20 protein-coding genes are annotated in these 26,071 nt (G+C 62.2%); 10 read left to right on the top strand and 10 right to left on the bottom strand.

Annotated features, from left to right (window positions below):
• Positions 1-31: 31 nt before the first annotated feature.
• Positions 32-628 (top strand): single-stranded DNA-binding protein, encoded by a 597-nt coding sequence (ssb, locus tag C793_RS0100655; protein ID WP_017429010.1) that lies wholly within the window; start codon positions 32-34, stop codon positions 626-628.
• A gap of 315 nt (positions 629-943) precedes the next feature.
• Here ssb and C793_RS13245 read toward each other — a convergent pair whose 3' ends face one another.
• From C793_RS13245 to C793_RS13240, 10 genes are all read right to left on the bottom strand, one after another.
• Positions 944-1,411: an NYN domain-containing protein gene (locus C793_RS13245; protein WP_217994446.1), complete on the bottom strand. Its 468-nt coding sequence runs from the start codon at positions 1,409-1,411 to the stop codon at positions 944-946.
• 508 nt (positions 1,412-1,919) lie between these two features.
• Positions 1,920-3,812 (bottom strand): protein kinase domain-containing protein, encoded by a 1,893-nt coding sequence (locus tag C793_RS0100645; RefSeq protein ID WP_017429009.1) that lies wholly within the window; start codon positions 3,810-3,812, stop codon positions 1,920-1,922.
• A gap of 3 nt (positions 3,813-3,815) precedes the next feature.
• Positions 3,816-5,096: a 2-oxo acid dehydrogenase subunit E2 gene (locus C793_RS0100640; protein WP_017429008.1), complete on the bottom strand. Its 1,281-nt coding sequence runs from the start codon at positions 5,094-5,096 to the stop codon at positions 3,816-3,818.
• Positions 5,097-5,125: 29 nt separating this feature from the next.
• Positions 5,126-6,103 carry an alpha-ketoacid dehydrogenase subunit beta gene (locus tag C793_RS0100635; protein ID WP_017429007.1) on the bottom strand — a complete coding sequence of 326 codons (978 nt, stop codon included), beginning with the start codon at positions 6,101-6,103 and terminating at the stop codon, positions 5,126-5,128.
• 1 nt (position 6,104) lies between these two features.
• Entirely contained in the window at positions 6,105-7,289 is a 1,185-nt protein-coding gene (locus tag C793_RS0100630) for a thiamine pyrophosphate-dependent dehydrogenase E1 component subunit alpha (protein WP_017429006.1), read from the bottom strand.
• Positions 7,290-7,572: 283 nt separating this feature from the next.
• Positions 7,573-9,657 (bottom strand): putative bifunctional diguanylate cyclase/phosphodiesterase, encoded by a 2,085-nt coding sequence (locus C793_RS0100625; RefSeq protein ID WP_017429005.1) that lies wholly within the window; start codon positions 9,655-9,657, stop codon positions 7,573-7,575.
• The gene (locus C793_RS0100620) at positions 9,654-10,409 is read right to left on the bottom strand and encodes a substrate-binding periplasmic protein (RefSeq protein ID WP_017429004.1); all 756 of its coding nucleotides are present in this window, start codon (positions 10,407-10,409) and stop codon (positions 9,654-9,656) included. Before C793_RS0100620 ends, C793_RS0100625 begins: the two co-directional genes overlap by 4 nt.
• A gap of 285 nt (positions 10,410-10,694) precedes the next feature.
• Positions 10,695-11,174 carry an META domain-containing protein gene (locus C793_RS0100615; protein WP_017429003.1) on the bottom strand — a complete coding sequence of 160 codons (480 nt, stop codon included), beginning with the start codon at positions 11,172-11,174 and terminating at the stop codon, positions 10,695-10,697.
• A 150-nt stretch (positions 11,175-11,324) separates the two neighbouring features.
• Entirely contained in the window at positions 11,325-12,926 is a 1,602-nt protein-coding gene (locus C793_RS0100610; protein ID WP_017429002.1) for a methyl-accepting chemotaxis protein, read from the bottom strand.
• Between the two features lie 290 nt (positions 12,927-13,216).
• Entirely contained in the window at positions 13,217-14,656 is a 1,440-nt protein-coding gene (locus C793_RS13240) for a uracil-xanthine permease family protein (RefSeq protein WP_017429001.1), read from the bottom strand.
• Between the two features lie 855 nt (positions 14,657-15,511).
• Between C793_RS13240 and C793_RS0100600 the strand changes: the two genes are divergently transcribed.
• From C793_RS0100600 to C793_RS0100560, 9 genes are all read left to right on the top strand, one after another.
• On the top strand, positions 15,512-16,222 hold the full coding sequence (locus C793_RS0100600) for a GntR family transcriptional regulator (protein ID WP_017429000.1): 711 nt from the start codon (positions 15,512-15,514) through the stop codon (positions 16,220-16,222).
• Positions 16,222-16,905 (top strand): aspartate/glutamate racemase family protein, encoded by a 684-nt coding sequence (locus C793_RS13235; RefSeq protein ID WP_017428999.1) that lies wholly within the window; start codon positions 16,222-16,224, stop codon positions 16,903-16,905. Before C793_RS0100600 ends, C793_RS13235 begins: the two co-directional genes overlap by 1 nt.
• A 498-nt stretch (positions 16,906-17,403) precedes the next feature.
• Positions 17,404-19,188 carry a glyoxylate carboligase gene (gcl, locus tag C793_RS0100590; RefSeq protein WP_017428998.1) on the top strand — a complete coding sequence of 595 codons (1,785 nt, stop codon included), beginning with the start codon at positions 17,404-17,406 and terminating at the stop codon, positions 19,186-19,188.
• A 99-nt stretch (positions 19,189-19,287) separates the two neighbouring features.
• Entirely contained in the window at positions 19,288-20,064 is a 777-nt protein-coding gene (gene hyi / locus C793_RS0100585) for a hydroxypyruvate isomerase (RefSeq protein ID WP_017428997.1), read from the top strand.
• Between the two features lie 83 nt (positions 20,065-20,147).
• Complete coding sequence (locus C793_RS0100580) at positions 20,148-21,035, top strand: 2-hydroxy-3-oxopropionate reductase (protein ID WP_017428996.1); 888 nt, start codon at positions 20,148-20,150, stop codon at positions 21,033-21,035.
• Positions 21,036-21,480: 445 nt separating this feature from the next.
• Positions 21,481-22,956: a pyruvate kinase gene (pyk, locus tag C793_RS0100575; protein ID WP_017428995.1), complete on the top strand. Its 1,476-nt coding sequence runs from the start codon at positions 21,481-21,483 to the stop codon at positions 22,954-22,956.
• A 127-nt stretch (positions 22,957-23,083) separates the two neighbouring features.
• Positions 23,084-23,815: a GntR family transcriptional regulator gene (locus C793_RS0100570; RefSeq protein WP_040475197.1), complete on the top strand. Its 732-nt coding sequence runs from the start codon at positions 23,084-23,086 to the stop codon at positions 23,813-23,815.
• Positions 23,816-24,129: 314 nt separating this feature from the next.
• The gene (locus C793_RS13230; RefSeq protein ID WP_156804815.1) at positions 24,130-25,110 is read left to right on the top strand and encodes a hypothetical protein; all 981 of its coding nucleotides are present in this window, start codon (positions 24,130-24,132) and stop codon (positions 25,108-25,110) included.
• The coding region (locus C793_RS0100560; protein ID WP_017428992.1) for an IS481 family transposase at positions 25,091-26,071 on the top strand (981 nt) is incomplete at its 3' end. The genes C793_RS13230 and C793_RS0100560, both read left to right, overlap by 20 nt.

Below are 26,071 nucleotides of genomic sequence, written 5' to 3'. Positions count from 1 at the left end.
TACTTTATATTGACGCATCAAGGAGCATCTGATGGCTCGCGGTATCAACAAAGTCATTCTTATCGGCAACCTTGGCCAGGATCCCGAGGTGCGTTATGCCCCGTCGGGTACGGCGGTTGCCAACCTCAACGTGGCCACCACGGACAACTGGATGGACCGCCAGAGCGGCCAGCGCCAGGAACGTACCGAATGGCACCGCATTGTGCTGTTCAACAAGACGGCGGAAATTGCCCAGCAGTACCTGGCCAAGGGCTCCAAGGTTTATATCGAGGGACGCCTGCAAACGCGCAAATGGCAGGACCAGAACGGCCAGGATCGCTACAGCACCGAAGTGGTTTGTAACGACATGCAGATGCTGGATTCCCGCGGTGGCGGAGGCGGCATGGCCCAGCAGGGCGGCGGCTATCCACAGCAGGGGGGCTGGGGTGGCCAGCCACAGCAGCCCGCGCCGCAGCAGGGCTACCCTCAGCAACAACCGGCGCCGCAACAGCAGCCGCCGCAACAGGCCCCCCAACAGCCACCTCAGCAGCCTCCCCAGCAACCGCCGCAACAGGGTCAGCCGGGTGGTGGTTTCGGCGCGCCGGACCCGGGCAACTTTGACGACTTTGACGACGAGATTCCGTTCTGATCGCCACCTGAAGGTTTTTTGTAATAGATGCTGCACAAGCCCCTGAAAAACAGGGGCTTTTTTTTGGCTCGTGGAAAGTGAAAAAAGAAACCGTTAAGCTGGCGTAGATGAACGACTCGACTATTACGAAACGTTGGACACCGCCTGTACCAGCGGAGATTATGATGCCACCGCTCTATTGGTTGGGCAGGGAGTAGAGAGAAGCATGACAGCCCACCTGGAGCTTCATGAGTCGCCACCGCCAGGCTATTCGCTCTAGTGGCCGGTCGGGCAGGCTGAAGGTCTGTTTTTGTGTCCCGCTACCAGGATTGGCGCTCACCGGTTTTTTTGAGGTTTGGGGCAGGTGGTTCTCAAACCATCAATATGTTCGCGCAGGCCGGATGGTATGCGCTGCCACATGGGATCAAGCACAAAATCAATACCTTCTCGGCGTGCAATTTTTGCGGCCGGTACAAAGTCGGCATCGCCTGCTATCAGTATGATCTGATTGACCTGTTGCTTGAGCGTCAATGATGTCACGTCAACGCCAATGCGCATATCAACGCCCTTTTGACGCGTGTTCACTTTCACATCGCTTTCATCCAGGTCTTCCAGCGTTGCCTTGCCCTTGATCAGGTCGCGAATAATATGCGGCTTGATGGTCCATTGTGCATCGTCTGATAGGTGTCCAAGGCGAACTGCCAACTTCCTTTTGTTCAGTAGCTCCGAGTGCAGAGCATTACGAAAGCGAGCTTCTTCAGTCTTTGAAAAATCAATTGCTTTTTGTGTGATGGGATTGTGCATCTTTTTGCTTATAGGTGGGCAATCGTAAAAAAGATGCGGTAAAGCTCTCGGCGTACAGCCGTATGATGCGGACGCTTGCCATTGCTATCAATCAGGTGGCGCACTGCCCAACGATGTAGGCACTCTGCCGCGCGCTTGGCGTCGTAAGCGTTATTGGGCTCTATTCTTCGAAAACGCTTAATAAAGTAAGCGCCGTCTACCAGTATAGCGGTGGGCATGGGCTGGTTCCTGGAAACGAAATCGCCCCAGGGCTCGGCGCATCCCGGGATATATGGGACGGCTTACTGCCTGGGGCGTTAATACAGCTGAGATTAGAGGGTATGTGTTGCATCTGTCAACATCGCAGTGGCGCAAGAGACAACATGCGGACCCGGATAATCTCTTGCATTTATGGTGGCTGGTTGGGTAATGGCTCACGCCTGGCATCCTCCTCGCACTCTGCGCATCAGGAAGAGGTTTTACGCGCTGTTGGATAAATGCAGGAATACGCCCCTCGGCGCGTACCGGGTTATCCCGTAGTCGACGGCTGCCTCGGGTTGCGGGGGTAGTAGCGTTCGGGTAGCCGTTCGATATAGGGGAAAAAGCGCGCATCCTTGTACGGCATTTTCATGAAGCCGGATACGCCCAGCCCGGTAATCCGGTCCACGGCGCCGAGAATTTCGTCCAGGCGATGGCGGAAGTCGTCTTCCCGTGACGGGTCCAGCAGGTGGTACTGGCTGTGGATCTTGAGGTGGTGGGGCAGGGCCTCAAAAATGATCATGCCCGTGTGGTGGATGTCGTTGAGCGCCTCCAACGCCTTCATGATGACCGGCGGCAGGACCAGAAATTCCTCGGGGTCGGGGCCGTCTTCGAAGTAGGAATGCACCCGTGAGCGGTCTTCCACTTCCGGCGCCGTACTGACCTGATACGGCAGCCGCATGCCGGACGGCGGGACAAACGGCTCGTCCGGCCGGTCGCGCTCGATGTGCAGAGTATCCCGGGCGTTGAACAGGCAGCTCTTGAAGATCCCCTGACGATAGATCGCCTGCGCCAGGTAGACCATGTTGTTCACTGCCGAGATAAACGCGGTCTTGAGGTCGGGGTCATGCAGGTTCAATGAGGTATCCACATAGACGCCGTCAACGTCCCAGCGAACCGCCAGGCCGCCTTCCACCGGGTAGCGCCCGAGCCGGCTGACCGCGGCCAGAAATGCCTTCTCGGTGTCGCCCATGTTGTGCATGAAGTCCTTGTAATAACGGTCCAGCTGCACGTCGTCGATTTCGCTCAGCGTGTCGGCGACGCCCTGCTGGCGCAGGAACGATTTGCGTGAGCTGTAGACGACCGTGTCGATATCGCGCCGGGCCTGCCGGGTCCAGATGGGGACGCGCTGGGTGGGCGCAGGCGTCGGGAGATCGACCATGACGGTGCGTCCGATGCGCGGCATTTCCCGCAGAAAGTAGTCGCCGGCGCGCTGGCGCAGCGCCGGATCGGGCGCGAGCATGCCGTCCAGCATCCGCGCAAATTCCACGGGCAGCCCCAGCGAAGTAGCGGGTATGGCCAGGTGGCCAAAACGACAGGACTGCCCCGAAGCCAGCGCGTAGAGCGTTGCAGCGGCGCCCTGTTCGTCGAATCGCGGCGATGACAGGCCGCCGTTGAGCTGTTCCTCGCCGATGAAATAGACATCGCCGAGCCGCGCGTTGGTGTGCTGCAGGTCGTCCGACATCAGCTCCATGACGTTGGTGGCAAGGTGCTGATGGTTGGCGTCCAGCTGGGCAAAAACCGAAGAGCCCCAGTCGATCAGGGCAATGGTCTCGTCGTCGTGGTCAAACACCAGGTTGGAAGGCTTGATATCGCCGTGTACCAGCGGGCGCTGGCCGTCGCCGGCCTCGCGGCGCAGATGGCGCAGGATGTCCGCGAGCTGGTCGGCAATACGCAGGATCAGGCGCGGGGGCAGCGGCCCCTGGTTCAGGGAGATTTCTTCCAGGTTGAGGCCGGGAGCGCGTTCCATGACCAGCATGGGCTGGCTGCCGGCGTGGTGGAAGGCAATCAGGCGCGGCACCCGAGGATGATTGACCTGTTTGAGGAGAAAGGCTTCGTCTTCCAGCCGGTCGTGCAGATGCCGGGGCAGGGTAATGCGGGTGAATTTGAAGACATGCCCGGCATCCCTCCTGCTCTTGCTATTATCCTGGCTCTGCTGGCCCTGGCGCGGCAGCCGGCCGGAAAAGACAAAGCCGTAGGCGCCCTTGCCAATCATCTCGATGTCGGCGTAGCCCATCTGCAGGAGCTGGGTGGTGCATAGCGCCACCCAGTCCTTGAGCTTGCGCGCATCGCCGTGGCTGAGCAGGTATTCCGACTGTTCCTCCGGAATGTAGAACTGCTGCAGCGGCGGCGAAAGCGACGCTGACCGACCCGGCGGCGCCATGCCTTATCCCAGCTCGAGCAGCATGGATTGCGGCGACTCCAGATAACCCTGCCACTGTCGGTTGAAGCGGGCGATGGTGCCGCCGTCAATGATGCGGTGGTCGCCGGCCCAGCTGATGGTCATGATCGAGCGCGCTACCACCTGGCCATCGGCATCGAAGCGCGGCAGCTGCTGTGTGCGCCCCAGCGCGACGATGGCGACTTCCGGCGCGTTGATGATCGGTGCGGCATAGGTGCCGCCCAGCGCGCCAATGTTGGAAATGCTGATCGTGCCACCCTTGAGATCTGCCTGGCTGACGCGGCCTTCGCGTGCCGCGGTGGTCAGCCGGGTGACTTCATCGGCAATTTCCAGCAGGGTAAGCCGATTGACGCGCTTGACGTTGGGCACCATCAGGCCGGCATCGCTGTCAACGGCCATGCCGATGTTGCACTCGGGCTGATAGTGCACTTCGGTGGCATCGGCGTTGAGCTGGCTGTTGAGCACCGGGTAGTCCCGGATCGCCAGCGCCATCGCCTTCATGATGAACGGCATCAGCGTCAGTCGCGTTCCCCGGGCTTCGGCGTCGGGCTTGAGCTGCTGGCGCAGGTTCATCAGCGCGGTAACGTCGATCTCTTCGCTGAAGTTGAAGTGCGGAATGGTCGAGGCGGATTCCACCATGCGTTTGGCCATGACCGCCTGCATGCCCTTGATGGGCTCGACGCGCACGTTATCGCTGCCGCCATCGCCGAGGCCCGAGGGGGCCGTACCGGCGGCCGTTTTCTCGGCCGCAGGCGTTGTAGCAGGCTGATCGAGATACGCCAGCACGTCGGATTTGAGCACTCGGCCGTCCTTGCCCGAGCCGGCGATCGACGCCAGCGTCAGGTCGTACTCACGCACCAGTCGGCGCACGGCGGGGCTGGCGGGTATTCGCCGGTGGGGCGATGCGGCACTCAGCGGCGCGGGCTCGCTCGGCACCTCGGCTGCCGCTTTCTCGGCGACCGGGGGCACTTCCTGGTGGGCGTCCCGGGGTGATTCCTCCGGCGCCGGTGCAGCGTCGGGCGCTTCGCCGCTTTCATCCACCAGCTCAAACAGCGGCGCATGCACTTTGGCAATGTCGCCTTCCTTCCAGTACAGGCGAGTCACCCGGCCCTTGTAGGGCGCGGGAATTTCCACCATGGCCTTGTCGGTCATGACCTCGGCCACCGGCTGATCCTCTTCGATCAGGTCGCCTTCGCTGACCAGCCAGTTGACCAGCTCGCATTCCACGATACCTTCGCCGATATCGGGCAGTATAAAATCACTCATTGTCATTGCTCTCCGGTGCGGCTATCCGCTTAGAACTCGACGCTTTCCCGAATGGCCTCGTAGACCTTCAGGTGGTTGGGCAGGTGTTCTTTTTCCAGCACCAGCGGGAAAGGCGTGTCCAGCCCCGTTACCCGGGTAATCGGGGATTCCAGATACAAGAAGCAGCGCTCCTGGATGGCGGCGGCAATTTCACCGGCAAAGCCGCCGGTCATGGGCGCCTCGTGAGTGATAACCAGGCGGCCGGTTTTAAGCACCGAAGCGGCGACGGTTTCCCTGTCCCAGGGCAGGATCGAACGCAGGTCGATCACCTCGCAGGAGATGCCGTCTTTCTCGGTCATTTCCACGGCCTTGTCGATCACTTCCATCTGCGCACCCCAGCCTAGCACCGTCACGTCGGTGCCTTCCTTGAGAACCTCGGCCTTGCCGAGAGGCAGCTGGTATTCGCCGTCCGGCACTTCGCCGGTGGAGGCGCGGTAGAGCCGCTTGGGTTCAAAAAACAGCGTCGGGTTGGGGTCGTTGATGGCTCCCAGCAACAGCCCCTTGGCCTGATGCGGGTTGCGGGGTACCACGACGTTAAGCCCCGGCGTATGGGCAAAATAGGCTTCCGGCGACTGGGAATGGTACAGGCCGCCGGCGATGCCGCCGCCGTAGGGCGCGCGGATGGTCAGGCCGCCGACGTCGAACAGGTTGCCCGAGCGATAGCGGAACTTGGCCGATTCGTTAACAATCTGGTCGAAGGCGGGAAAGATGTAGTCGGCAAACTGGATTTCCGCCACCGGATACGAACCCTGGGCGGCCAAGCCGTTGGCAAAGCCCACGATGCCCTGCTCCACCAGCGGGGTGTTGAAGCAGCGGTCGCGGCCGTATTTCTGTTGCAGGTTGCTGGTGGCGCGGAAAACGCCGCCGAAGACGCCCACATCCTCGCCGAAGCAGAGCACGCGCTCGTTGGCCGCCATGGCGGTATCGAGGGCGTTGTTGATGGCCTGCAGCATGTTCATTTCTGCCATGTCACTCCCCTCCCTGAACGTGGGCGGCTGACTTCGGATAGGCATCCGGGTGCCGGCGGATATGCGCCTTGAGCCGGTCGAACTGTTCATCCAGCGCCGGCGGAACCTCGTCGTACACATCCGTGATCAGCGATTCCAGCGGCGGCGGCGGGCGCTTCTGGGCCTGTTTCATGGTATCCAGCACTTCCCGGCGCAGGCTTTCCTGGAGCGCCTTTTCCTCGCTTTCGCTCCACCACTCGCGCTCTTCGAGCCAGTATTTCATGCGCAGGATGGGGTCCTTGCTGTGCCAGGTCGCCTCTTCGTCCTTGCTGCGATAGCCGGACGGGTCATCGGAGGAGGAGTGCGCCGCCAGACGGTAGGTCATGGCCTCGATCAGGACCGGACGGTTGTCTTCCACGGCCAGTCGGCGGGCGGCTTCGGTGGCCTGGTAGACCGCCAGAATATCGTTGCCGTCCACGCGGATCGTGTCCATCCCGTAGCCGGAGCCCCTTGGTGCGATGCCGTCGCCGGCATACTGCTCTACCACCGGGGTGGAGATCGCGTAGCCGTTGTTGCGGCACATGAAGATGGCCGGCACCCGGTGCACTGCCGCCATGTTAAGGCCGGCATGAAAGTCGCCCTCCGAGGCCGCGCCCTCGCCAAAATAAACGATGGTGCAGGCTCCGTCGCCGGCCATTTTCTGGCCGTAGGCATAGCCGGTCGCCTGGGAAATCTGGGTCGCCAGCGGCGACGAGATGGTCATGTAATGCAGCCTGTCGGAGCCGTAGTGAACGGGCATCTGACGGCCCTTGCCGTAGTCCCGGTCGTTGCCGAACAGCTGATTCATGAACTCGTCGATGGTAAAGCCGCGGTAGGCCAGCGCGCCCTGTTCACGGTACTGGGCCATGATCATGTCGGTATCGCTCAGTGCGGCGGTGCTGCCGATAACCGCGGCTTCTTCGCCGGTGCACTGCATGTAAAAGCTCAGCCGCCCCTGGCGCTGAGCCGCCAGCATGCGCTCGTCGAGCACTCGGGTGGTGACCATGGCGTGATAGATGCGTCGGGCCTCGGCCTTGTCGAGGTCCGGCGCCCGGCCGTTTTTATACAGCGAGCCGTCCTGTTTGAGGAGCTTGAAAGTGGGGATGCGGTGTTCCGACCCGTCGGTAAAGACGGGGGAGTAAACGGTGCTGGACTTTCTTGTTGTCATAATCCTCTTCCCGGGGTAATGGCTTGAGGAACGGACGGCCCCTTGTGAGGGCCTCCCATGATGTTGGCGGCCCGGCGGGGCGTGGTAACCCGCCGGCCGGTGCGTATTCTGTTGCGAGTCCCTGGCGGCCGATCCGGCCAGCGGCGCGGCGTCGGCAGCAGTTCGCCATCAGTATAGAAGCGCTGGCGCGATAGTGCCGGTCGGAAGCGAATCGGCGCGACTCATGTTGACCTTAACGTAAGGTGCAGGTTTTGGGTAGAGATCGTCAACCCGGCCGGGGTATTTACGCGGTTGGGCCCTCTGACGCTGCGAGGTAGTCGATGAAATCCGTGAGGCCCAGCGGCCGGGCATAGAGAAAGCCCTGCCCCAGCGTTGCCTGGTGCTGCTGCATCAGCGCCTCCTGCTCGGGCGTTTCGATGCCTTCGATGACCGTATGGCAGCCCAGCTCCCGGGCAAGCAGCAAAACGGCGCGGCAGACTCGCAGGCTGTTGGCATCGTCGGGCAGGTGTTTGACGAACTGGCGGTCGATCTTGAGAAAGTCAAAGCCGATGAACAGCAGGTATTCGATCGAGGCATAGCCGGTGCCGAAGTCGTCCAGCGAGAAGCTCACGCCGATATCGCGCAGCCGGCGGTGGTTGTCGTTGAACGCATGGTTGTTGATCAGCGGCGTGGCCTCGGTAATCTCCAGGTCCAGGTGTTCGGGCGGAAACCGGTAATGCTGCAGCAGCTGTTGCAGCTGATGGTGAAAGTCCGGCTCGACCAGCTGCTGCGGCGAGATATTGATCCCCAGCCGGAAGTCATCGCCGAGCCGGGGCAGCAGCGGAGCAAACTCCATCAGCGCGCGGCGGATGATCTCGAACCCGAGGGGCACAATCAGCCCGGTGGCTTCGGCTTCCTGCAGCAGCTCCCAGGGCGCGGCCGAGGCCTGAGTATCCAGCCGAAACAGCGCTTCGCAGCCCTTGAGCGAGCCGTCGCGCAGGCACACCTTGGGCTGGTAGGCGAGGGTAAAGTTGCCGTCGGCCAGGCGTTCCTTGAGCAGCACAAGGGCGGCGACCTTGCGTTTTTGCCGGTCGTCGGCGTCGGGTGAATAGCTGCGCAGGCATTGCTTGCCGCCGTGCTTGGCGTTGGCCAGCCCCAGCTGGGCGGCACGCAGCAGCGACTCCGGCGTTGTCGCGTGGTCCGGCGACAGGGCGATGCCGGCAGAGAGCGTCAGCTCGATGGTCGAGCTGCTTTTGTCGGCCTCAAGCGTGGTCTCGACGCTGAGCGTCTCTGCCAGCGGCTGTTGCAGCGGCGCGTCATCGGCGGCCTGGCCGTCCCGAGTGTGCTCCAGATCGATATGCATGGCGAAGGTATCGGCCTGGAGGCGGTAGAGCGGTGCGGCATCGCTGAAGTGCCGGCGCAGATGAGCCGAGACTTCGCGGAGGGCCGCATCGCCGATATCCTGGCCGTAGCGGTCGTTGGTCTGCGCAAAGCCGTCAATATCCCAGATAACCAGTGCCAGCGGCGGTTTTGGCTCCGTCCCGCCCAGCAGCGCCTTGAGACGCTTGATCAGCTCGCGCCGGTTGTAGTCCAGCGTCAGCGGGTCACGCCGGGCCTGCTCGTCCAGCACGCGGTTGGCGTCGGTCAGCTCGTTGAAGTAGCGCTCGCCGCGGTGGGCGTGCTTGTTGTAGTGGCGCACCAGCTGCTTGAGTTCGAAGCCCGAGACCGCCAGATCGAGGGTGGCAAAGGGGTTGCCTTCCCGGGCATGGCGGCTGATGGTCCGGGTAATGGCCTGAAGCGGGCGCCCCACGGCGGCATAAAATACCACGGCCACGAGAATGCCCAGCACCAGCGCCTGGATGCAGGTAGCCCAGAAGGTATCAAACAGCGTTGCCGTGGCGGTGTTGATCATCCGGTTGAGGTCAAACTCCGCCTCAAGGTGGCCCACGAAGACCGATTTTTCGGGATTGAACGGCGAGGTGTAGTAAAGCCGCTGCTCGCGGAGGGCCGGCAGGTTGCTGAAAAAGAGGCGCTTGATCAGGGGCGTCAGCAGAGCCGGCGGGGTGGGCTGATGGCGTACGTGGCCGACGTTCTGCCCCTGGTCGTTGATCAGGTCGATACGCTGATAGGCCGGCCCCTGCTGAAAGCCCTGGAGCAGCACATCCACGGTTTCCGTATCCAGCTGATAGAGCGCAAACCGAGCCGGTTCCTGAATGAAGTCGAGCCGCTGGTTGGCGTTGGCATATTGCTCGTTGACGTCGTCGCGCATACTGCCATAGCCCAGCAGGCCGCCCAGCGTCAGGCCGCTGACTACCGTGAGCGTGACCACGAAAAAGGTGAATCGCGCGGTGAGCGAGCGGGTGTCGAGCAGACGTCCGGCGCGTTTCATGGTGACCTCGGTGCCGGTGTATCAAGCCGCTGAATACCGCGGTTGATGAAGTGCAGGATCTGCCGGGCGTTGGGCGCCTGACGCGACACCATCATGTAGTAGCGCACCGGGCGGGTATGCGGCACCTTGCGCAGCGCCAGGCCGTCGGGCCACGGCAGTCGGTTGCGGTGTTTGAGGGCCTGGGCGACATCGTGCTGGGTCAGGGCTATGTCGCAGCGACCGGCGACCAGCTTGGCGATCAGCTGCGGCAGATCTTTCGCGCCGCGATCCATCTGCGCATTGGCGATTCCGAAGCCGTCGTAGTTGAAGCCGGACATGCCGCAGACCCGGTAGCGGAAAAAATCGCTCGGGCGGCTGATATCCGGAGGGCTTCGACCGTCCGCCGTGGTGTAGAGATATCCCGGGGCGAGAGAGTAGTAGCTATCGCTGAAATAGTAGCGTTGGGCGCGGCGGGCGCTGTAGGTGGCACTTAGTACGACCTGGTGGTTCTCGCCTTTGGCAGTGCTTTGCATGCAGCGCTGCCAGGGCAGGGCTTCGAGGTGGAAGTCCCGCTCGTTGCCGGCAAACAGCTGGTTGAGTACATCCATGTCATGGCCTTGCCACCGGCCATGCGCGAAATACAGGCTCGGCGGCCGGTTCTGGTTGTCGTGGCAAAACGCGATGGTTTTGCCGTGGCTACCGAATGCTTGGCCGGCGGCTGCCCGGAGGGCAACCGCCACGACCGGCAGGACGGCACTGAGCCGGCGTTGCATCCTTGTCTCCTGCGGTGTGGAGCGCGTTTTCGCCAGCGCGCACTTCAATATAGCGCACTCCCATCGCTGCCTCCATCACCGTGACGCCCTGTGGTCGATTCGTCCAGCGTTTTTACGCGACCCCCCCATTGTTGTACTTCCCTCGATGTTGTACCTCCTCCGATGTTGTAACTTCCGATGTTGTAACCCTGGAGGCTGTTGTTAACCCCGAGGTTAAAGCCCGGGGGAAAGGCCAACGGGCATCAAGACACAGCGGGTATCAAGCCACGGGGAACAATACGGGCATTAATACAGGTGCACGGCCTTGAAGCGTGCGAGCGTTTCGTCCTGATCATCGCTGAGCGTCAGTGTCTTGCCGTCCACGGCCCAGCTGTCGGTCCGGGCTAGCGCGTCGAGCAGGGCCCGCTGGGTGTCGGCACCGTTGTGACACGCCATCATGGTGGTGGCCACCTGGTCAAAGGTGATCTGCCTGGCGTCGCGCTCGTAGTTCCCCATCAGCTGGTTGCAGCCGGTGGCCCCCGCCAGGCGCTGTTCTTCGCGGTGCAGCACCAGGTGCGCTTCGCGCTGGTTGTCGATCGGTTCGGCTATCTCGCCGTCTGCCAGAGCGGTGAGCTTCCAGTAGGTATCGGCCAGTGCCACGTCCGGGGTGGTATCGACGGCGGTATCGGCTGTGTCGTTGGAGGCGTTGTTACCCGTTTGTGAGGCACAGCCGGCGAGGCCCGAAGCGAGTCCGAGCAGCAGTAGGTAGCCTGTGATTTTTCGCATGATGTATCTCCTGTGAGGAATCGTCAGTGTGAAATGTGAAAAGAGTCAGTGTGAAAAGCGTCAGTGAACGCCGAATCAACGCCAGGCCCGGTTGCTATACGGCCCGGCTGAATAGTGCCGTGCCGATCATACGGGTCTTGGGCCATGCCATCAGGGAGCCGGGAGCGTCCGCTTGTCGTCTTCGCCCGGCAGGGTAAAGCGCGCCACCGCCCGGTTCAGGCGGTCGGCTTCGCTTTGTAGCTGCTGCGCGCCGGTGCTGGCCTGTTCGACCATGGCTGCGTTTTGCTGGGTCGTTTGCTCCATGTCGTTGACCGCGGTATTGATCTCCCGGATGCCGCTGCGCTGCTCCCGGGTGGCGCCATCGATGTCTTCCATCAGCGCGGTGACGTGTTTCACCGAGGCAATAATGCCGCTCATGGTTTCGCCGGCCTGGTCGGCCTTGTGCGCGCCGGCCTCGACCTGCGCGGCGGACGTGTCGATCAGCCGGCGGATATCGGTGGCGGCGCTGGCACTGCGGTTGGCGAGCTGGCGGACCTCGCTGGCGACCACGGCGAATCCGCGCCCATGCTCCCCGGCGCGTGCCGCCTCTACCGAGGCATTCAGTGCGAGGATATTGGTCTGAAAGGCAATGCCGTCGATCATGGTAATGATATCGGTGATTTGCTGCGAGCTTTCGCGGATGGCCTGCATCCGTTCGACCACGCTGTTCACCACCTGGCTGCCGTCTTCGGCCTTGCCGGCGGTATCGTCGGCGACGCGCCGGGCCCGGGAGGCATTATCGCTGCTGCGCTCCATGGTCGAGGTCATTTCCTCGATGCTGGAGGCCGTCTGAGTCAGCGAGGCGGACTGGCGCTCGGTACGCGCCGACAGGTCCTGGTTGCCCTGGGCAATATGGCGGGCGCCGGTGTATACCTCGCCTCCGCTCTCGCGCACCCGGGTTACGGTTTCCAGCAGCGCCTGCTGCATGTGGTTGAGTGCGGCATAAAGCTGGCCGATCTCGTTGCTGCCACGCTGTTCCAGACGATGCGAAAGGTCGCCTTCGGCCATGGTTTCAAAGTGCCGGATGATACGCCTGATGGGGCGTATCAGGTTGGCGCCCACGCCCCAGTACACCACCGCGGTCACCAGCAGCGCCATCAGAAATACCGCAATGATGGCCGCCGTGGACAGACTGACCACCCGATCAAAGCGCTCCAGCCGGGTATTGCCCTGATCTTCGATGGTGTGGAAAAACGCCACGGCGTCCTGGTAAAAGTCGTCGTAGGCGCTCTGGGCATCGGCGCGCCCGCGCTGATACGCCGCCAGATTGCCCCGCTTCAGGGCTTTCAGCTGAGGGCGCAGGTGTGCGTCCAGCAGCCGGTTAAAGCGTGTCTTGACCGGTTCAATCAGCGTAGCGTGGCGCGCCTCGGCCGGCAGTTCGAGAAAGCGCTGAAAAATCTTGTCGGTTTGATCAAGCTGTTCTGCCAGGTCACGCGTCTGGCGCTGACGGGCCTCGGCATCCGGCGCGGCGTTCCGCTCGCGCAGCGTCTGGTAAAGCTGGGCCATGCCGATACGCGCGCTTTGCAGCGTCGAGTTGGCCCGATTGAGCGTTGACTGCTGGCTGACGTTCACCCGTGTCAGCTGCTGGATGCTTTGGCGGCTGTGTTCAACGGCGTAGAGGCCGGTGCCGCTGAGGGCCAGCAGGAGTATCAGAAAAGCGAGCAGGACAAGCGTCCAGCTCATGCGCATGGTCAGGTTGTTCCAGAGTTGCATGGGTCTGGCCCTCCGGTGTTGGCACATGCTGCCCGGAAAACATGCCGCCCGGGACCGGACCGTTCAGGAGATAGGCCATCCGTAAGACAAGGCGGCCCGTGAACGGCAGGGTGGAACGGCAGGATGGAACAGTAAGGTGGAACAGTAGATTGGAACGGGAACGCAGCCGCCGGGATCGGGGGTTGGCGTTATACAAAAATGCCGTGAACACGGCGTGCCCACGGCATCGAAACTACTCCGCCAAACCGGCAGCGTGGAACGGGAATCCTTCCCGGCGTTCCGCCATGTCCCTAGCGGGTCGCATCGGATGATGTTGTCTGATCGGTTTTGGCCTCGGCTTCCGCGGCTTCGATTTCTTCACGCTCCTTGGCTTCATCGGACAGCGACTTGTTGGGCAGTACGATGTTGAGCCCAAAGGCCACGATGGCCGCCACCACGATCGGCGCATCGCCGATGATGTTCTGCAGCACTTCGGGGAACTGGGCGATCGCCTCGGGCGCCGATGTAATACCCAGGCTCAGCGCCAGCGCCAGCGCCAGGCCCACGATGGTCATGTTGCGCGCGGACATCTCGTCTTTAACCAGCAGCTGGATGCCGGTCATGGTGATCATGCCGAATACGGTAATGGTCGCGCCGCCGAGCACCGGGTAGGGGATGGTAGTCATCACCGCGCTGAACTTGGGGCTCAGGCCGGCAAGAATCATGAACACGGCGGTAATCGCCATCACAAAGCGGCTGATGACCTTGGTCATGGCCACGATGCCCACGTTCTGGCTGAAGGTAGACGTCGGCAGCGCGCCGAAAAAGGCACTGACCGTGGTCGTCAAACCGTTGCCCAGCAGGCCGCCGGTGAGTTCCTTGGTTTTCAGTTCGCGGTTCATGCCGCCCACGGAGGTGGCCGACAGGTCGCCAATGGTTTGCACCGAGTTGATCACACAGATCACGACCATGGAGGCGATGGCAGCACCGTGAAATTCCATTTCGAACGGCATGACCTTGGGCACCGCGATCCAGGCGGCGTCGTGCATGTTGGAAAAGTCGACCATGCCCAGCGCCAGAGAAATAAGGTAGCCCACCACAATGCCGACGATGATCGCCGACAGCTTGATCACGCCCTTGCCGAACTGCGAGGCGATCAGCACGGTGACCAGGGTAATGCCGCCCACGGCCCAGTTGATCAGGTCGCCGAAGCCTTCAGCGGTGGGGTTGCCGTTGCCGGCCATGTACTTCACGGCAATGTCGTAGAGCGACAGGCCGATTACCAGCACCACGGTGCCGGCGACGACCGGCGGGAAGAGGTCGCGGATGTACTGGATGAAGTAACCCACCACCATCATGGTGATACCGCCGATCAGCTGGGCGCCGAGAATCCCTTCGATGCCAAATCCGTTACCCACGGCAATCAGCGTTGGCACGTACGCAAAGCCCACGCCAAAAATGGCCGGCAGGCGGGCGCCGAACTTCCACACGCCATACAGGTGGAAGAGCGTGCAGACACCGGAGGCCAGTACCGCAATCTGCACCAGCAGCAGCTGCTCCTGGGGGCTGGCGCCGACCACGCCGGCGACGATGATGGGCGGCGTGATGACACCCGCGATCATTGCCAGCAGGTGCTGCAGCGCAATCGGCAGGGCCTTCACGAATCGGGGCCGACTGTAGAAGTCAAACAGGGAGGTGTTGCGCGTCCCGGCCTGCTTCCCCGTCTCGGGAGATACGTTGGCTTCACTCATCAGGATTCTCTCCATCGTTTGTTGTTGTAGGCGCTGTTGTCTCTGTCTGTACTGTCGTCTGTCGGTATTGTATACGTCGGTGTTGTATGCACTACAAGGGACTTTCTGTTTCGCTGAGGTCGAATCACTGTACACAAGGAAATTGTATAAAATAAATACGCTGATGGCTTTTCTTTGTGTTGCGGGAGCGGCATCCGGCGGGCGGCCGATCTGCTCCGGACCGGGCGGCATGGTATCGCTGAAAAACGGACCCAGCATAAATCGCTTTTTAAAACAGCGTTTTAATGTTGTATTTGTGGCATTGAAGCCGGCAGCGGCAAGGATTGTGCTGTTTGTCGGGAAGATGCACGATAGGCATAAGAAGCGCCGTCGGGGCGATTGGTCCTTTAGTCTAATGCGCTTTTTGTCGCCTGATTTTTGTATACAAGGCGTGGCTGGCGGTAGCGTTTTATCCCGACGCCGGGATACCCACCGATCCTGTGCGTGAGCCACAGCGTGCGTGGGTAGCAGTAGGCATAAACGACGAACTGCATACCGAAGCCCGCCAACTGACAGCAGCTACGACCAACCACCACGACCAGCAACTACTAAGACCAACAATTCAGACCAACAACCACAATCACGACATACCGGGCCGGTAACGGCCATGCCACAGGAACCGGACAGGGCGATAAGGACACTGCTATGCCAAGGTCGCAAGAGCCTTTATCAAGGCAGTCGCAAGAGCATGCGCAAGCATCGTTACACAAGGAGCAGGCGCAGTCGCGGGATAGCGCCAACGAACGTCCGCGGGGGCGCGGGCCGGCGTCGGGGCAGCCACACTCACACCCACACCCGCAGGAGCCGGGAAGCGCGGTGCCGCGTGCTCGCCGTGCGGGTAAAAACGGTGATGGCGCCGATCGCCATGATGCCATTTACCACGCCATCAGCGATGCGATCATCGAGCACCAGCTGCGCCCCGGCGCCCGGCTGCGCGAAGACGCGCTGACCGAGGTGTTTCATGTCAGCCGTACCGGTATTCGCAAGATTCTGCAGCGTTTGGCGCTGGAACAGCTGGTCACGCTGACGCCCCGCCGCGGCGCCAGCGTGACACGCCCGACGGAAAGCGAAGCCCGGGATGTGTTTGCCGCCCGCCAGCTGGTTGAATGCGGCCTGATGCCGGAGGTGGCCGACTACATGACCGCCGACGCCGCCCGTGAGCTCAAGCGCATGGCCAGCGATGAACGCGAGGCACTGCGCGCCGGCGAGCACAGCCGGGCGATCAAGCTCTCCGCCGCGTTCCACGAACGCCTCGCCGGGCTGTCGGGCAACGCCACCCTGGCGGCCTTTGTGCGTCAGCTGTGTTCGCGGTCATCGCTGATACTCGCGGTCTATGGCACAACCGGGCCCCTGGGCTGCGAAGCTCACGATCACGACGACCTGGTGGACGCGCTGGAACGCGGCGAAGGCAACCACGCCCGAACCCTGATGCACCATCACCTCAAGGAAATCGAGGCGTCGCTGTCGGTCGTGGAAGAAACCGCCAGCGCCCCGGACCTGCATCAGATCTTTGGCATGGTGCGCTGATGCAGCATCTTGCCCTGATCAACGCCAACACCAATACCGGCATGACCGATCACATGGCGCGCCTGGCGCGAACGCGGCTTGCCGGCGTGGCCAGGGTGTCGGCGCATACCGCGGCGGACGGAGCGGCCTATATCGGTTCGCCGCGCACCTGTGCCCAAGCCGCCGAGGCGGCTGCCGGCCTGGCCGAGCAGTGCCTGACGTCAAACCGCGACCCTGCCGCATCGCCGCCGGATGCGTTTTTGCTCGGCTGTTTTGGTGACCCGGGGCTGGCGGCGGTGCGCGATATCAGCCCGGTGCCGGTGATCAGCATGCTGGAGGCGTCGTTGCTCACCGCCATGCAGCTGGGCGAGCGTTTCTCGATTGTGACCCCGGGGCAGCGCTGGCCGCGCATGATCGACGACACCCTGACGCAGCTGGGGATAGCGCGGCACTGCCTGGGTATCGACGCCATCGTGCTGGATGACCTGCGGCTGCCCGAAGAACAGGACCGGGCGCTGCCCGAGTTGCAGCGGCTGATTGACGCCCAGGCCGCTCGCCATGCGCCGTCGGTCATCATCGTGGGCGGCGCGGCCCTGGCCGGGCTCCACGGAGCGCTGACGCCGCCGACCGGCGTTCGCCTGCTCAACGCCTTCGATGCCGCGCTGGCGCAATCAGCGGGGCTGCTGACGCTCCCGTCTGCCTGACCGCTTGGGCCGGCGGAATCTGCCGCCGGCCGCCCATCGCTAAAGCTCCCTCTTCGTTTTCACTCTGTCTCGCTGTTTCCTGCCTGTGCGTTGGCAGTGCCGTAGCGCCTGAAAGCCCGGCAGGCAGTGCCTTTGCGCGCTTTTTCAGTTTTGTGGAAAATATTTCCACAAATGATTGACAGCTCAGCGCGTGGCGCATATTTTTGAATACAGGCAATGAGTACTGCTGTAGCCAGCTTCTTGTATACAAAAAATTGTGGCGTTGAACGGGCGTGCCGGTAGGGGACAACAAGCAGGAGACAACAAATTAGGGGACGACAGTGAGCCCCGCCGCCCGGCACAAACGATTCGGCAAGACAGAACATACAAGCAGCACGACGGCTGGCGCGGGACCACGGCTAAAGGCGGTGGGCCGAACGGCAGGACCTGTTTTATCCAGAGCCTTTGGCGCCTGCCGGTAGCCGGGGTTTGCTGATCAAGGCATTGAGGAGAGTTCTAATGGCCAGGATGACTGCGGCAGAAGCTGCCATTCATGTATTGAAGAAAGAAGGCGTGGACGTGACGTTCGGCCTGCCCGGCGCGGCGATCAACCCCTTCTACGCGGCCATGCGCAAGGTCGGCGGCGTGGATCACGTCCTGGCGCGCCACGTGGAGGGCGCGTCGCACATGGCCGAGGGCTATACCCGCACCGAAGCCGATAACATCGGCGTGTGCCTGGGCACCTCCGGCCCGGCCGGCACCGACATGATCACCGGCCTGTACTCGGCCAGCGCCGATTCCATTCCGATTCTGTGTGTTACCGGCCAGGCGCCGGCGGCCAAGCTGCACAAGGAAGATTTCCAGGCGGTGGATATTCAGGCGATTGCCGGCCCGGTGACCAAGTGGGCGATTACCGTGCTGGAGCCGGCCCAGGTGCCGCGCGCCTTTCAGCAGGCCTTCCAGCTGATGCGCAGCTCGCGCCCCGGCCCCGTGCTGCTCGACCTGCCCATCGACGTACAGATGAGCGAAATCGAGTTCGACCCGGATACCTACGAGCCGCTGCCGGCGTACAAGCCGAGCGCCAGCCGCCCGCAGGTCGAAAAGGCGCTGGGCATGCTCAACGAGTCCGACAAGCCGCTGCTGGTAGCCGGTGGCGGGATCATCAACGCCGACGCCAGCGACCTGCTCACCGAGTTTGCCGAAACCACCGGCGTGCCGGTGATTCCCACGCTGATGGGCTGGGGCACCATCCCCGACGACCACGAGCTGATGGCCGGCATGGTGGGGCTGCAAACCCACCACCGCTACGGCAACGCCACCATGCTCGAATCCGACTTCGTCATGGGCATCGGCAACCGCTGGGCCAACCGTCACACCGGCGATGTCGGCGCGTACACCGAAGGCCGTCAGTTCGTCCATGTGGACATCGAGCCGTTTCAGATCGGCCGCATCTTCGGCCCGGACTACGGCATCGTCTCCGACGCCAGGGCAGCGCTCGAGATGTTCGTGGAAGTGGCGAAGGAGTGGAAAGCCGCCGGCAAGCTGGCGGATCGCAGCGCCTGGTCAAAAGAGTGCTACGATCGCAAGAACGATCCGGCCATGCTGCGCAAGACCGATTTCAAGGACACGCCGGTCAAGCCCCAGCGCGTGTACCAGGAAATGAACAAGACCTTCGGCAAGGACACCCGCTACGTATCGGCCATCGGCCTGTCGCAAATCGCCGGCGCGCAGTTCCTGCACGTGTACAAGCCGCGCCACTGGATCAACTGCGGCCAGGCCGGCCCGCTGGGCTGGACCGTGCCGGCGGCGCTGGGCGTGCGTCGCGCCGACCCGAAAACCGAAATTGTCGCGCTGTCCGGCGACTACGACTTCCAGTTCATGATCGAAGAGCTGGCCGCGGGTGCGCAGTTCAACCTGCCCTACATCCACGTGCTGGTGAACAACTCCTACCTGGGGTTGATCCGCCAGTCCCAGCGCGGCTTTGACATGGACTACCAGGTACAGCTGGCGTTCGAGAACATCAACTGCCCGGAAATCAACGGCTACGGCGTGGATCACGTCTCCGTGGTGGAAGGCCTGGGCTGCAAGGCGATCCGCGTCACCGACCCGGAAGACATCGCCCCGGCGCTGGAAAAAGCCAAGCAGCTGAAGGAAGAGCACCAGGTACCGGTGGTGGTGGAAATCATCCTTGAGCGCGTCACCAACATTTCCATGAGCGGCAAGGACCTGAGTACCGTCAACGAGTTTGAAGCGCTGGCCGACAACGAAGCCGACGCGCCGAGCTCCATCGCCGCCCTGCGCTAACATGCGCCCCATGCCCGGCAGCTGTGCGTTACGCTGCCGGGTGTCATGACACCGATGCAATGCGCTTTGCGACCAACGCAACGACACAGGGAGATTTACATGGCTAAATTTGCTGCCAATCTCAGCATGTTGTTCACCGAAGTGGACTTCCTCGATCGCTTCAAGGAAGCCGGCGACGCGGGCTTCAAGGGCGTGGAATACCTCTTTCCCTACGACTTTGACGCCGCCGAGATCAAAAAGCGTCTCGACGACAACGGCCTGGAGCAGGTGCTGTTCAACCTGCCGGCGGGTGACTGGGGCGCCGGTGAGCGCGGCATTGGCTGCCACCCGGACCGCGTGGAAGAGTTCCGCGAAGGCGTCGACAAGGCCATCGAATACGCCAAAGTGCTGGGTAACACCCAGGTCAACTGCCTGTCGGGCATCAAGCCGGACGGCGTCAGCGAGGCGCAGGCACACAAAACGCTGGTGGATAACCTGCGCTTTGCCGCCGACAAGCTCAAGGCCGCCGGCCTGCTGTTGATCTCCGAACCGATCAATACCCGCGACATTCCCGGCTTCTTCCTCAATCGTACCGAGCAGGCGCTGGCGCTGTTCGACGAGGTCGGCAGCGATAACCTGCAGCTTCAGTACGACATCTATCACATGCAGATCATGGAAGGCGACATCGCGCCGACCATCGAAAAGCACCTCAAGCGTATCGCCCACGTACAGCTGGCCGATAACCCGGGCCGCCACGAGCCGGGCACCGGCGAAATCAACTATCCTTTCCTGTTCAGCCATCTCGACGGGCTGGGCTATGACGGCTGGATCGGCTGTGAATACAAGCCCAGGGCCGGCACGAAGGAAGGCCTGGGCTGGCTGGACAGCGCACGCTAGGCAGCGCGCCGTTTGCCGGTATTCGGCCAGGCGCACAACGACACTTATCCGACGCGCACGATTCACGTGACAGGAGACATATCATGAGCAAGATCGGTTTTATCGGACTGGGTATCATGGGTCGCCCGATGGCAGGCCACCTGCTCGACGCCGGCCACGACATCTACACCGTGGTGCACAACAGCCCGCTGCCCTCTGATCTCAAGGAAAAGGGCGCCAACGTCTGCGCCAGCCCCAAGGAGGTCGCGGCAGAGTCGGACATCGTGATTACCATGGTGCCGGACACCCCGGACGTCGAGAAGGTACTGTTCGGCGACGAGGGCGTGATCCACGGCCTCAAGAAGGACACCCTGGTCATCGACATGAGCTCGATCGCGCCGGTGCCCACTCAGGAATTCGCCAGGCGCATTCAGGATGCCGGCGGCGACTACGTCGACGCACCGGTTTCCGGCGGCGAAGGCGGTGCCATCAACGCCGCACTGACCATCATGGTCGGTGCCAGCGACAAGGCATTCGAGCGCGCCAACCCGATTCTGGAAGTGATGGGCAAGTCCATCACCCATATCGGCGAAAACGGCTCCGGCCAGACCTGCAAGGTGGCCAACCAGATCGTGGTGGCGCTAACCATCGAGGCGGTATCCGAAGGTCTGCTGTTCGCCTCCAAGGCGGGCGCTGACGTGTCCAAGGTGCGCGAGTCGCTGCTCGGCGGTCTGGCGCAGTCCAAGATTCTGGACGTGCACGGCGGACGCATGATCGACCGCACCTTTGATCCGGGCTTCAAGGTCAAGCTGCACCAGAAAGATCTCAACCTGGCGCTGGAAGGCGCGCGCACGCTGAACATGTCGCTGCCGGGTACCGCCAACGCCCAGCAGCTGTTCCAGGCCTGCGCGGCCAACGGCGGCGCCGACTGGGACCACGCGGGCATGGCGCGCGCGCTGGAAAAGCTGGCCAATCACGAAATCGGCGAGTAATACGGGCCGACTGGGCCGTCGGCACAGCCGCCGGTCCGCTGCCACCCGGCTGTCCGGGCTCGGGGCAGGGTAACGCCCTGCTCCGGAAACCACGGCAGATACTGGTTGCGTCTGCCGCTGCTATTCATTGTGACTTGTTGATTTTGACGGCATCAGGCAGCGCTTTTTTCGGGTTTCGCCTGATGCCGTTTTTTTATGCCACCGGCTGGAGGAATTTACGTAAACGACCTGGGTGCGCCCGTTTACCCACAGCGCCTTGATCATAACCGGTGTGGATAACACGCTTCGCCGAGGACGCTTTTGCACAAGGTCATTTACATAAATTCCCGTATCAACATTATTTTTATCGAAGGAAGTCGCCGGGCTCGGGGCGCTATCCGATGCCTTTTTCGCCCCGCACCCGCGTTACCCTGATTGGCGCCATGCCGCTGCTGCCGAGGTTCTTATGAATAACAATAGCTATGCTCCCATTCGCCGTACCAAGATCGTCGCCACCCTGGGCCCTGCCAGCGACCGCGAGGGCGAGCTTGAACGCATGCTGCGCGCCGGCGTTGACGTGGTACGCCTCAATTTCTCCCACGGCTCGGCGGAAGACCACCGCAACCGCCTGCGCCAGGTGCGCGAGATCGCCGATCGTATCGGCCGCAGCGTGGCGGCGCTGGCGGACTTGCAGGGCCCCAAGATTCGCATTGCCCGCTTCAGCCACGGCGAAGTCGAGCTGGAAGAAGGTCAGCCCTTCGTGCTGGACATGGAGCTGGGCAATGAAGACGGCGATATCCACCGCGTGGGCTGTGACTACAAGACCCTGGCCGACGACCTGAGCGTGGGCGACCGCCTGCTGCTGGATGACGGCCGTCTGGTGCTGGACGTGGACGCCGTCAGGGGCCGGGAAGTTCACACCCACGTGGTTGTCGGCGGCACGTTGTCCAACAACAAGGGCATCAACAAGCTGGGGGGCGGCCTGTCCGCGCCGGCGCTCACCGACAAGGATCGGGAAGACCTGCAAACCGCGCTGGATATCGGCGTGGACTATATGGCGGTGTCGTTTCCCCGTAGCGCCGCCGACATGGACGAGGCGCGCAAGCTGCTGGGCGAGAAAGGCCGGGAAATCGGCCTGGTGGCCAAGGTCGAACGCGCCGAGGCCGTGGCCGACGACGACACCCTGGACGGTATTATCCGGGCGTCCGAAGCGGTCATGGTCGCCCGGGGAGATCTGGGCGTGGAAATCGGCGATTCCGAGCTGATCGGCGTGCAAAAGCGCATTATCAAGCACGCCCGCAGCCTCAACCGCGCGGTGATCACGGCGACCCAGATGATGGAGTCGATGATCGAAGCGCCGTTGCCCACCCGCGCCGAAGTGTTTGACGTGGCCAACGCCGTGCTCGACGGCACCGACGCGGTGATGCTGTCCGCCGAAACCGCCGCCGGCGACTACCCGGTGGAAACCGTCGAAGCCATGGAACGCGTCTCGCTGGGCGCCGAGCGCGAACGCAGCGCCCAGGAATCCGGCCACCGCATTCATCAGGGCTTCGCCCGCAGCGACGAGACCGTGGCGCTGTCGGCCATGTATGCCGCCAACCACCTGGAAGGCGTCTCGGCGATTGCCTGCATGACCTCGAGCGGCTACACGGCGCTGATTGCCTCGCGCATTCACTCCGGCCTGCCCATTGTGGGGCTGGCCCACAGCGCCGTGGCCCAGCGCCGCATGGCACTGTATCGCGGCGTGGTATCGCTGGCGTTTGATACCAGCGGCATGGAAGCCGGGGCGCTTAACGACAATGCTCTGGCGTTACTGGTGCAGCACGGCCTGACCCGGGTCAACGACCGCGTCATCATGACGCGCGGTGACCACATGAATGCCCACGGCGGCACCAATACCATGAAGATCCTCAGCGTGACCGCCGATCACCAGGGGCGTTAATCGGCGGCGCTGCCGAACGATACGTCGGGCGCAGGCGTTCGGGTGCTGTTCCCCGGGCGTCATTCAAGGCTAGAATGCGTTATTTTGTATGGCATCAACCTGATGCAGGATCATGGGAGAGCAGCAGATGACCTCCGGCTGGCGTAAAACGCTGGCGCAGTCGGCGCAGGAGCGCGGGCGCGTCAGCGATCAGGATATTGTCGATCATGTGCGGGCGGCGGTATTGATGCAGCGCCTGCCGCCGGATACCCGGCTGCCCGAGGTCACTCTGGGCGAGGTGTTCGGCGTCAGCCGCTCGGTGGTACGCAAGGCGCTGACGCGGCTGGCTTCGGAATACGTGATCGACCAGCGGCCCAATCAGGTGGCCCGGGTGCGTGCGCCCACCATTGAAGAAACCCGGGATACGTTTTCCGCCCGCCGGCTGGTGGAAGGCGAAGCCGCGGCGCTGCAGGCCGGCAAGCTGGATGATCGGTCGCTGAACAGGCTGGAACAACATGCCGACCGCGAACAGCAGGCCTTCGCCGAGGGCGACGAGCAGGCGCGTATCGAGCACTCGCTGAGTTTTCACTACCTGGTCGCCGAGCAGACCCCCAACCGCATTCTGAGCGCCATGCTCCCCGATCTGATCGTGCGTACCTCCATCGTGATTGCGCTGTACAAGCGTTCCGGTCTGGGCTCCTGCTACCTGGCGGGGGATCATCCCGGCCTGCTGGAAAGCCTCCAGCGTGGCGACGCAGAGGCCGCCAGGGCCGGCGTACACCATCACCTCGACAGTCTGGAAAGCCTGCTGGATCTCTGCCCGCGAGAGTCGGAAACCGACCTGATGGCCATCTTCGGCGCCAATGCCGCGATGAGCTGACCCGCCGTTATCCGTGACGCCGGCGCGCAGCGGCCGGCCCCCCGTGATAAACCGCCACCCGCAACGCGCTAAAACGACGCCTTTCCGGCGTCGTTTTTGTGTCGGTATCCCACGCGAAAGAGACTGCGGTTCCCCTTCAGACATCTACCCGCGTGCAGATTGCCAGAACAAAGACACTTCAGCCATGAAGCACAATGCGGCGGTGCGAAAAGCGACAACATTGCGCCAATACTGTTGTGGCGTTTTCGTGTTTTGTGTACGTTATTCATGTATACAACGCATGGCGGCATCGTGAACCGACTTCGGGATACGCGGTGGCCACGGCCGGAAGCCTGTCCGGTGTATGCGCCTTCGGCAACGCGCCGAAGCAGGGAACGGGCAATAAAGCGGTACGCCAGAGACGACGTATCCGATACGGGCTGCGGCACTCAACAACGGCACTGAACAACAATGCCAAAAGCGCCATGAAGCAGTGCTTCACGCCGCCCCGCCCCAAAACAGCCAGCACTTGTGCTGATCCTGACGCTTACAATAAAACCAAAGGGTATCGACTGATGTTCACCACCAAGCATTCCGTGGCTGCGCTGGTTGGCGCCACTACGCTGGCCGCCTGCGCCTTCACCCAAGCTCAGGCGGCGACCTGGAGCGACTCCTTTATCGGCTACCGCTACGGCACCGAATTTACCGAACCGAAGAATGACAAGGACGTGGAAAAAAACATTCTGCAGTTCAACTATGTAGGCGGCCACTCGCTGGGCCAGCACTTCTTGAATATTGACTTGCTGCAGTCCGACAGCAATGACCCGGCCAGCGGCGACGACACCGGCGCCACCGAGGCCTATGTCACCTACCGCAACCAGCTGCACTACGGCAAGCTGTTCGGCGATCCGCTGTCCTTCGGCCCGGTCAAGGACGTGGCGTTGACCGGCGGTGTCGACCTCAACACCAAGAACACCGAGTTCGCCCCGCGCAAACGTCAGCTGCTGGTAGGCCCAACGTTCAAGTTCGACGTTCCCGTCGGCTTTATGGACTTTAGCGTCTTCTACTCCCACGAGTGGAACCATAACGGCTTTAAAGACGGTGGTTCGGAAGTCGAGTTTGACGACTACACTCAGTTTAACTTGGCGTGGAAATTCCCGTTCGCAGCTGGCCCTGTACCGATGAAGTTCCAGGGCTTCTTTAACTGTAGGGTCCCTGATGATCAAATGAGTGATAGAAGTTACCCTCTGCTGATAGCAAGAGAGCTTCTACAGCAGTTCATCCGGGAGCAGAGACATGGACATCAAGCTGCATAAGCAGGCCACCACCACACCAAAGATCCGTGCTGACATCCAGGCAGCGCCCGCCAGCATCAGCGATAGCGAGTTGGCGCGCCAGTACGGTGTTGGTGATTCGACGATACGCCGTTGGCGGTACCGCGACGATGTTCATGATCGGTCCCATACACGCCATAACCTGCTGGCTACGCTCACGTCCGAGCAGGAGGAAGTGCTGATCGCCGCTCGCGAGTTCCTGCGCCTCGGTCTGGATGACTTGCTCGTCGTGGCACGTGAGTTTCTGAATCCTCGGTTGTCACGCTCCGGCTTGCATCGCATGCTTAAGCGCCGTGAGGTGCCGACACTCGCGGAACTGGCCCGTCAGGATGCCGGAGATGATGGCAAGCCTCGGCACAAGCCCTTCAAGGACTACGAGCCTGGGTATGTGCATGTCGATATCAAGCACCTGCCCCAGATGCCCGACGAGGAGCAAAAGCGCTACCTATATGTTGCCATCGACCGTGCCACACGTTGGGTCTATCTGGAAGTCAGGCGCAGCCAGTCCGCCAGGGATGCCAAGGCGTTCATGAAGTGTGTGGAGGAAAAGGCGCCCTTCACGATCCAGACGGTGCTGACTGACAACGGCAAGTCGTTCACCGATCGCTTCACGCGGGCAGGTGAGCGCAGGCCCAGCGGCCGCCATCCCTTCGATCTGGAGTGCCAGGCCCATGGTATCGACCATCGCCTGATCAAGCCGGGAAGGCCGCAGACGAACGGTATGGTAGAACGGTTCAACGGCCGCATCAGCGACGTGCTGGCCACCCGGCGCTATACCTCAGGCGAGGATCTGGAGCAGACGCTCAAACGCTACGCTTGGCTGTACAATCACCACATCTCGCAGAAGGCACTGCATCATCAATCACCGATTGCGGCGATGAAGGAGTGGCAGGCCAAGCGACCTGAGTTATTTACCAAGCGGGTTGTTAATCACACGGGACCC

This window comes from Vreelandella jeotgali Hwa (genome assembly GCF_000334215.1).
GTDB classification, from domain to species: domain Bacteria; phylum Pseudomonadota; class Gammaproteobacteria; order Pseudomonadales; family Halomonadaceae; genus Vreelandella; species Vreelandella jeotgali.
The sequence above is the reverse complement of the archived record's forward strand: the minus strand, read 5'-3'. Positions and strand labels throughout refer to the sequence as shown.

Excerpts from the sequence above, each read along its gene's own strand:
- gcl (WP_017428998.1), top strand. The coding sequence starts at position 17,404 with ATGGCCAGGATGACTGCGGCAGAAGCTGCCATTCATGTATTGAAGAAA.
- C793_RS0100580 (WP_017428996.1), top strand. The coding sequence starts at position 20,148 with ATGAGCAAGATCGGTTTTATCGGACTGGGTATCATGGGTCGCCCGATG.
- hyi (WP_017428997.1), top strand. The coding sequence starts at position 19,288 with ATGGCTAAATTTGCTGCCAATCTCAGCATGTTGTTCACCGAAGTGGAC.
- C793_RS0100640 (WP_017429008.1), bottom strand. The coding sequence starts at position 5,096 with ATGAGTGATTTTATACTGCCCGATATCGGCGAAGGTATCGTGGAATGC.
- C793_RS0100570 (WP_040475197.1), top strand. The coding sequence starts at position 23,084 with ATGACCTCCGGCTGGCGTAAAACGCTGGCGCAGTCGGCGCAGGAGCGC.
- C793_RS0100620 (WP_017429004.1), bottom strand. The coding sequence starts at position 10,409 with ATGCAACGCCGGCTCAGTGCCGTCCTGCCGGTCGTGGCGGTTGCCCTC.
- C793_RS13240 (WP_017429001.1), bottom strand. The coding sequence starts at position 14,656 with ATGAGTGAAGCCAACGTATCTCCCGAGACGGGGAAGCAGGCCGGGACG.
- C793_RS13245 (WP_217994446.1), bottom strand. The coding sequence starts at position 1,411 with ATGCACAATCCCATCACACAAAAAGCAATTGATTTTTCAAAGACTGAA.
- C793_RS0100645 (WP_017429009.1), bottom strand. The coding sequence starts at position 3,812 with ATGGCGCCGCCGGGTCGGTCAGCGTCGCTTTCGCCGCCGCTGCAGCAG.
- ssb (WP_017429010.1), top strand. The coding sequence starts at position 32 with ATGGCTCGCGGTATCAACAAAGTCATTCTTATCGGCAACCTTGGCCAG.
- C793_RS0100610 (WP_017429002.1), bottom strand. The coding sequence starts at position 12,926 with ATGCAACTCTGGAACAACCTGACCATGCGCATGAGCTGGACGCTTGTC.
- pyk (WP_017428995.1), top strand. The coding sequence starts at position 21,481 with ATGAATAACAATAGCTATGCTCCCATTCGCCGTACCAAGATCGTCGCC.
- C793_RS0100630 (WP_017429006.1), bottom strand. The coding sequence starts at position 7,289 with ATGACAACAAGAAAGTCCAGCACCGTTTACTCCCCCGTCTTTACCGAC.
- C793_RS0100615 (WP_017429003.1), bottom strand. The coding sequence starts at position 11,174 with ATGCGAAAAATCACAGGCTACCTACTGCTGCTCGGACTCGCTTCGGGC.
- C793_RS0100625 (WP_017429005.1), bottom strand. The coding sequence starts at position 9,657 with ATGAAACGCGCCGGACGTCTGCTCGACACCCGCTCGCTCACCGCGCGA.
- C793_RS13235 (WP_017428999.1), top strand. The coding sequence starts at position 16,222 with ATGCAGCATCTTGCCCTGATCAACGCCAACACCAATACCGGCATGACC.
- C793_RS0100635 (WP_017429007.1), bottom strand. The coding sequence starts at position 6,103 with ATGGCAGAAATGAACATGCTGCAGGCCATCAACAACGCCCTCGATACC.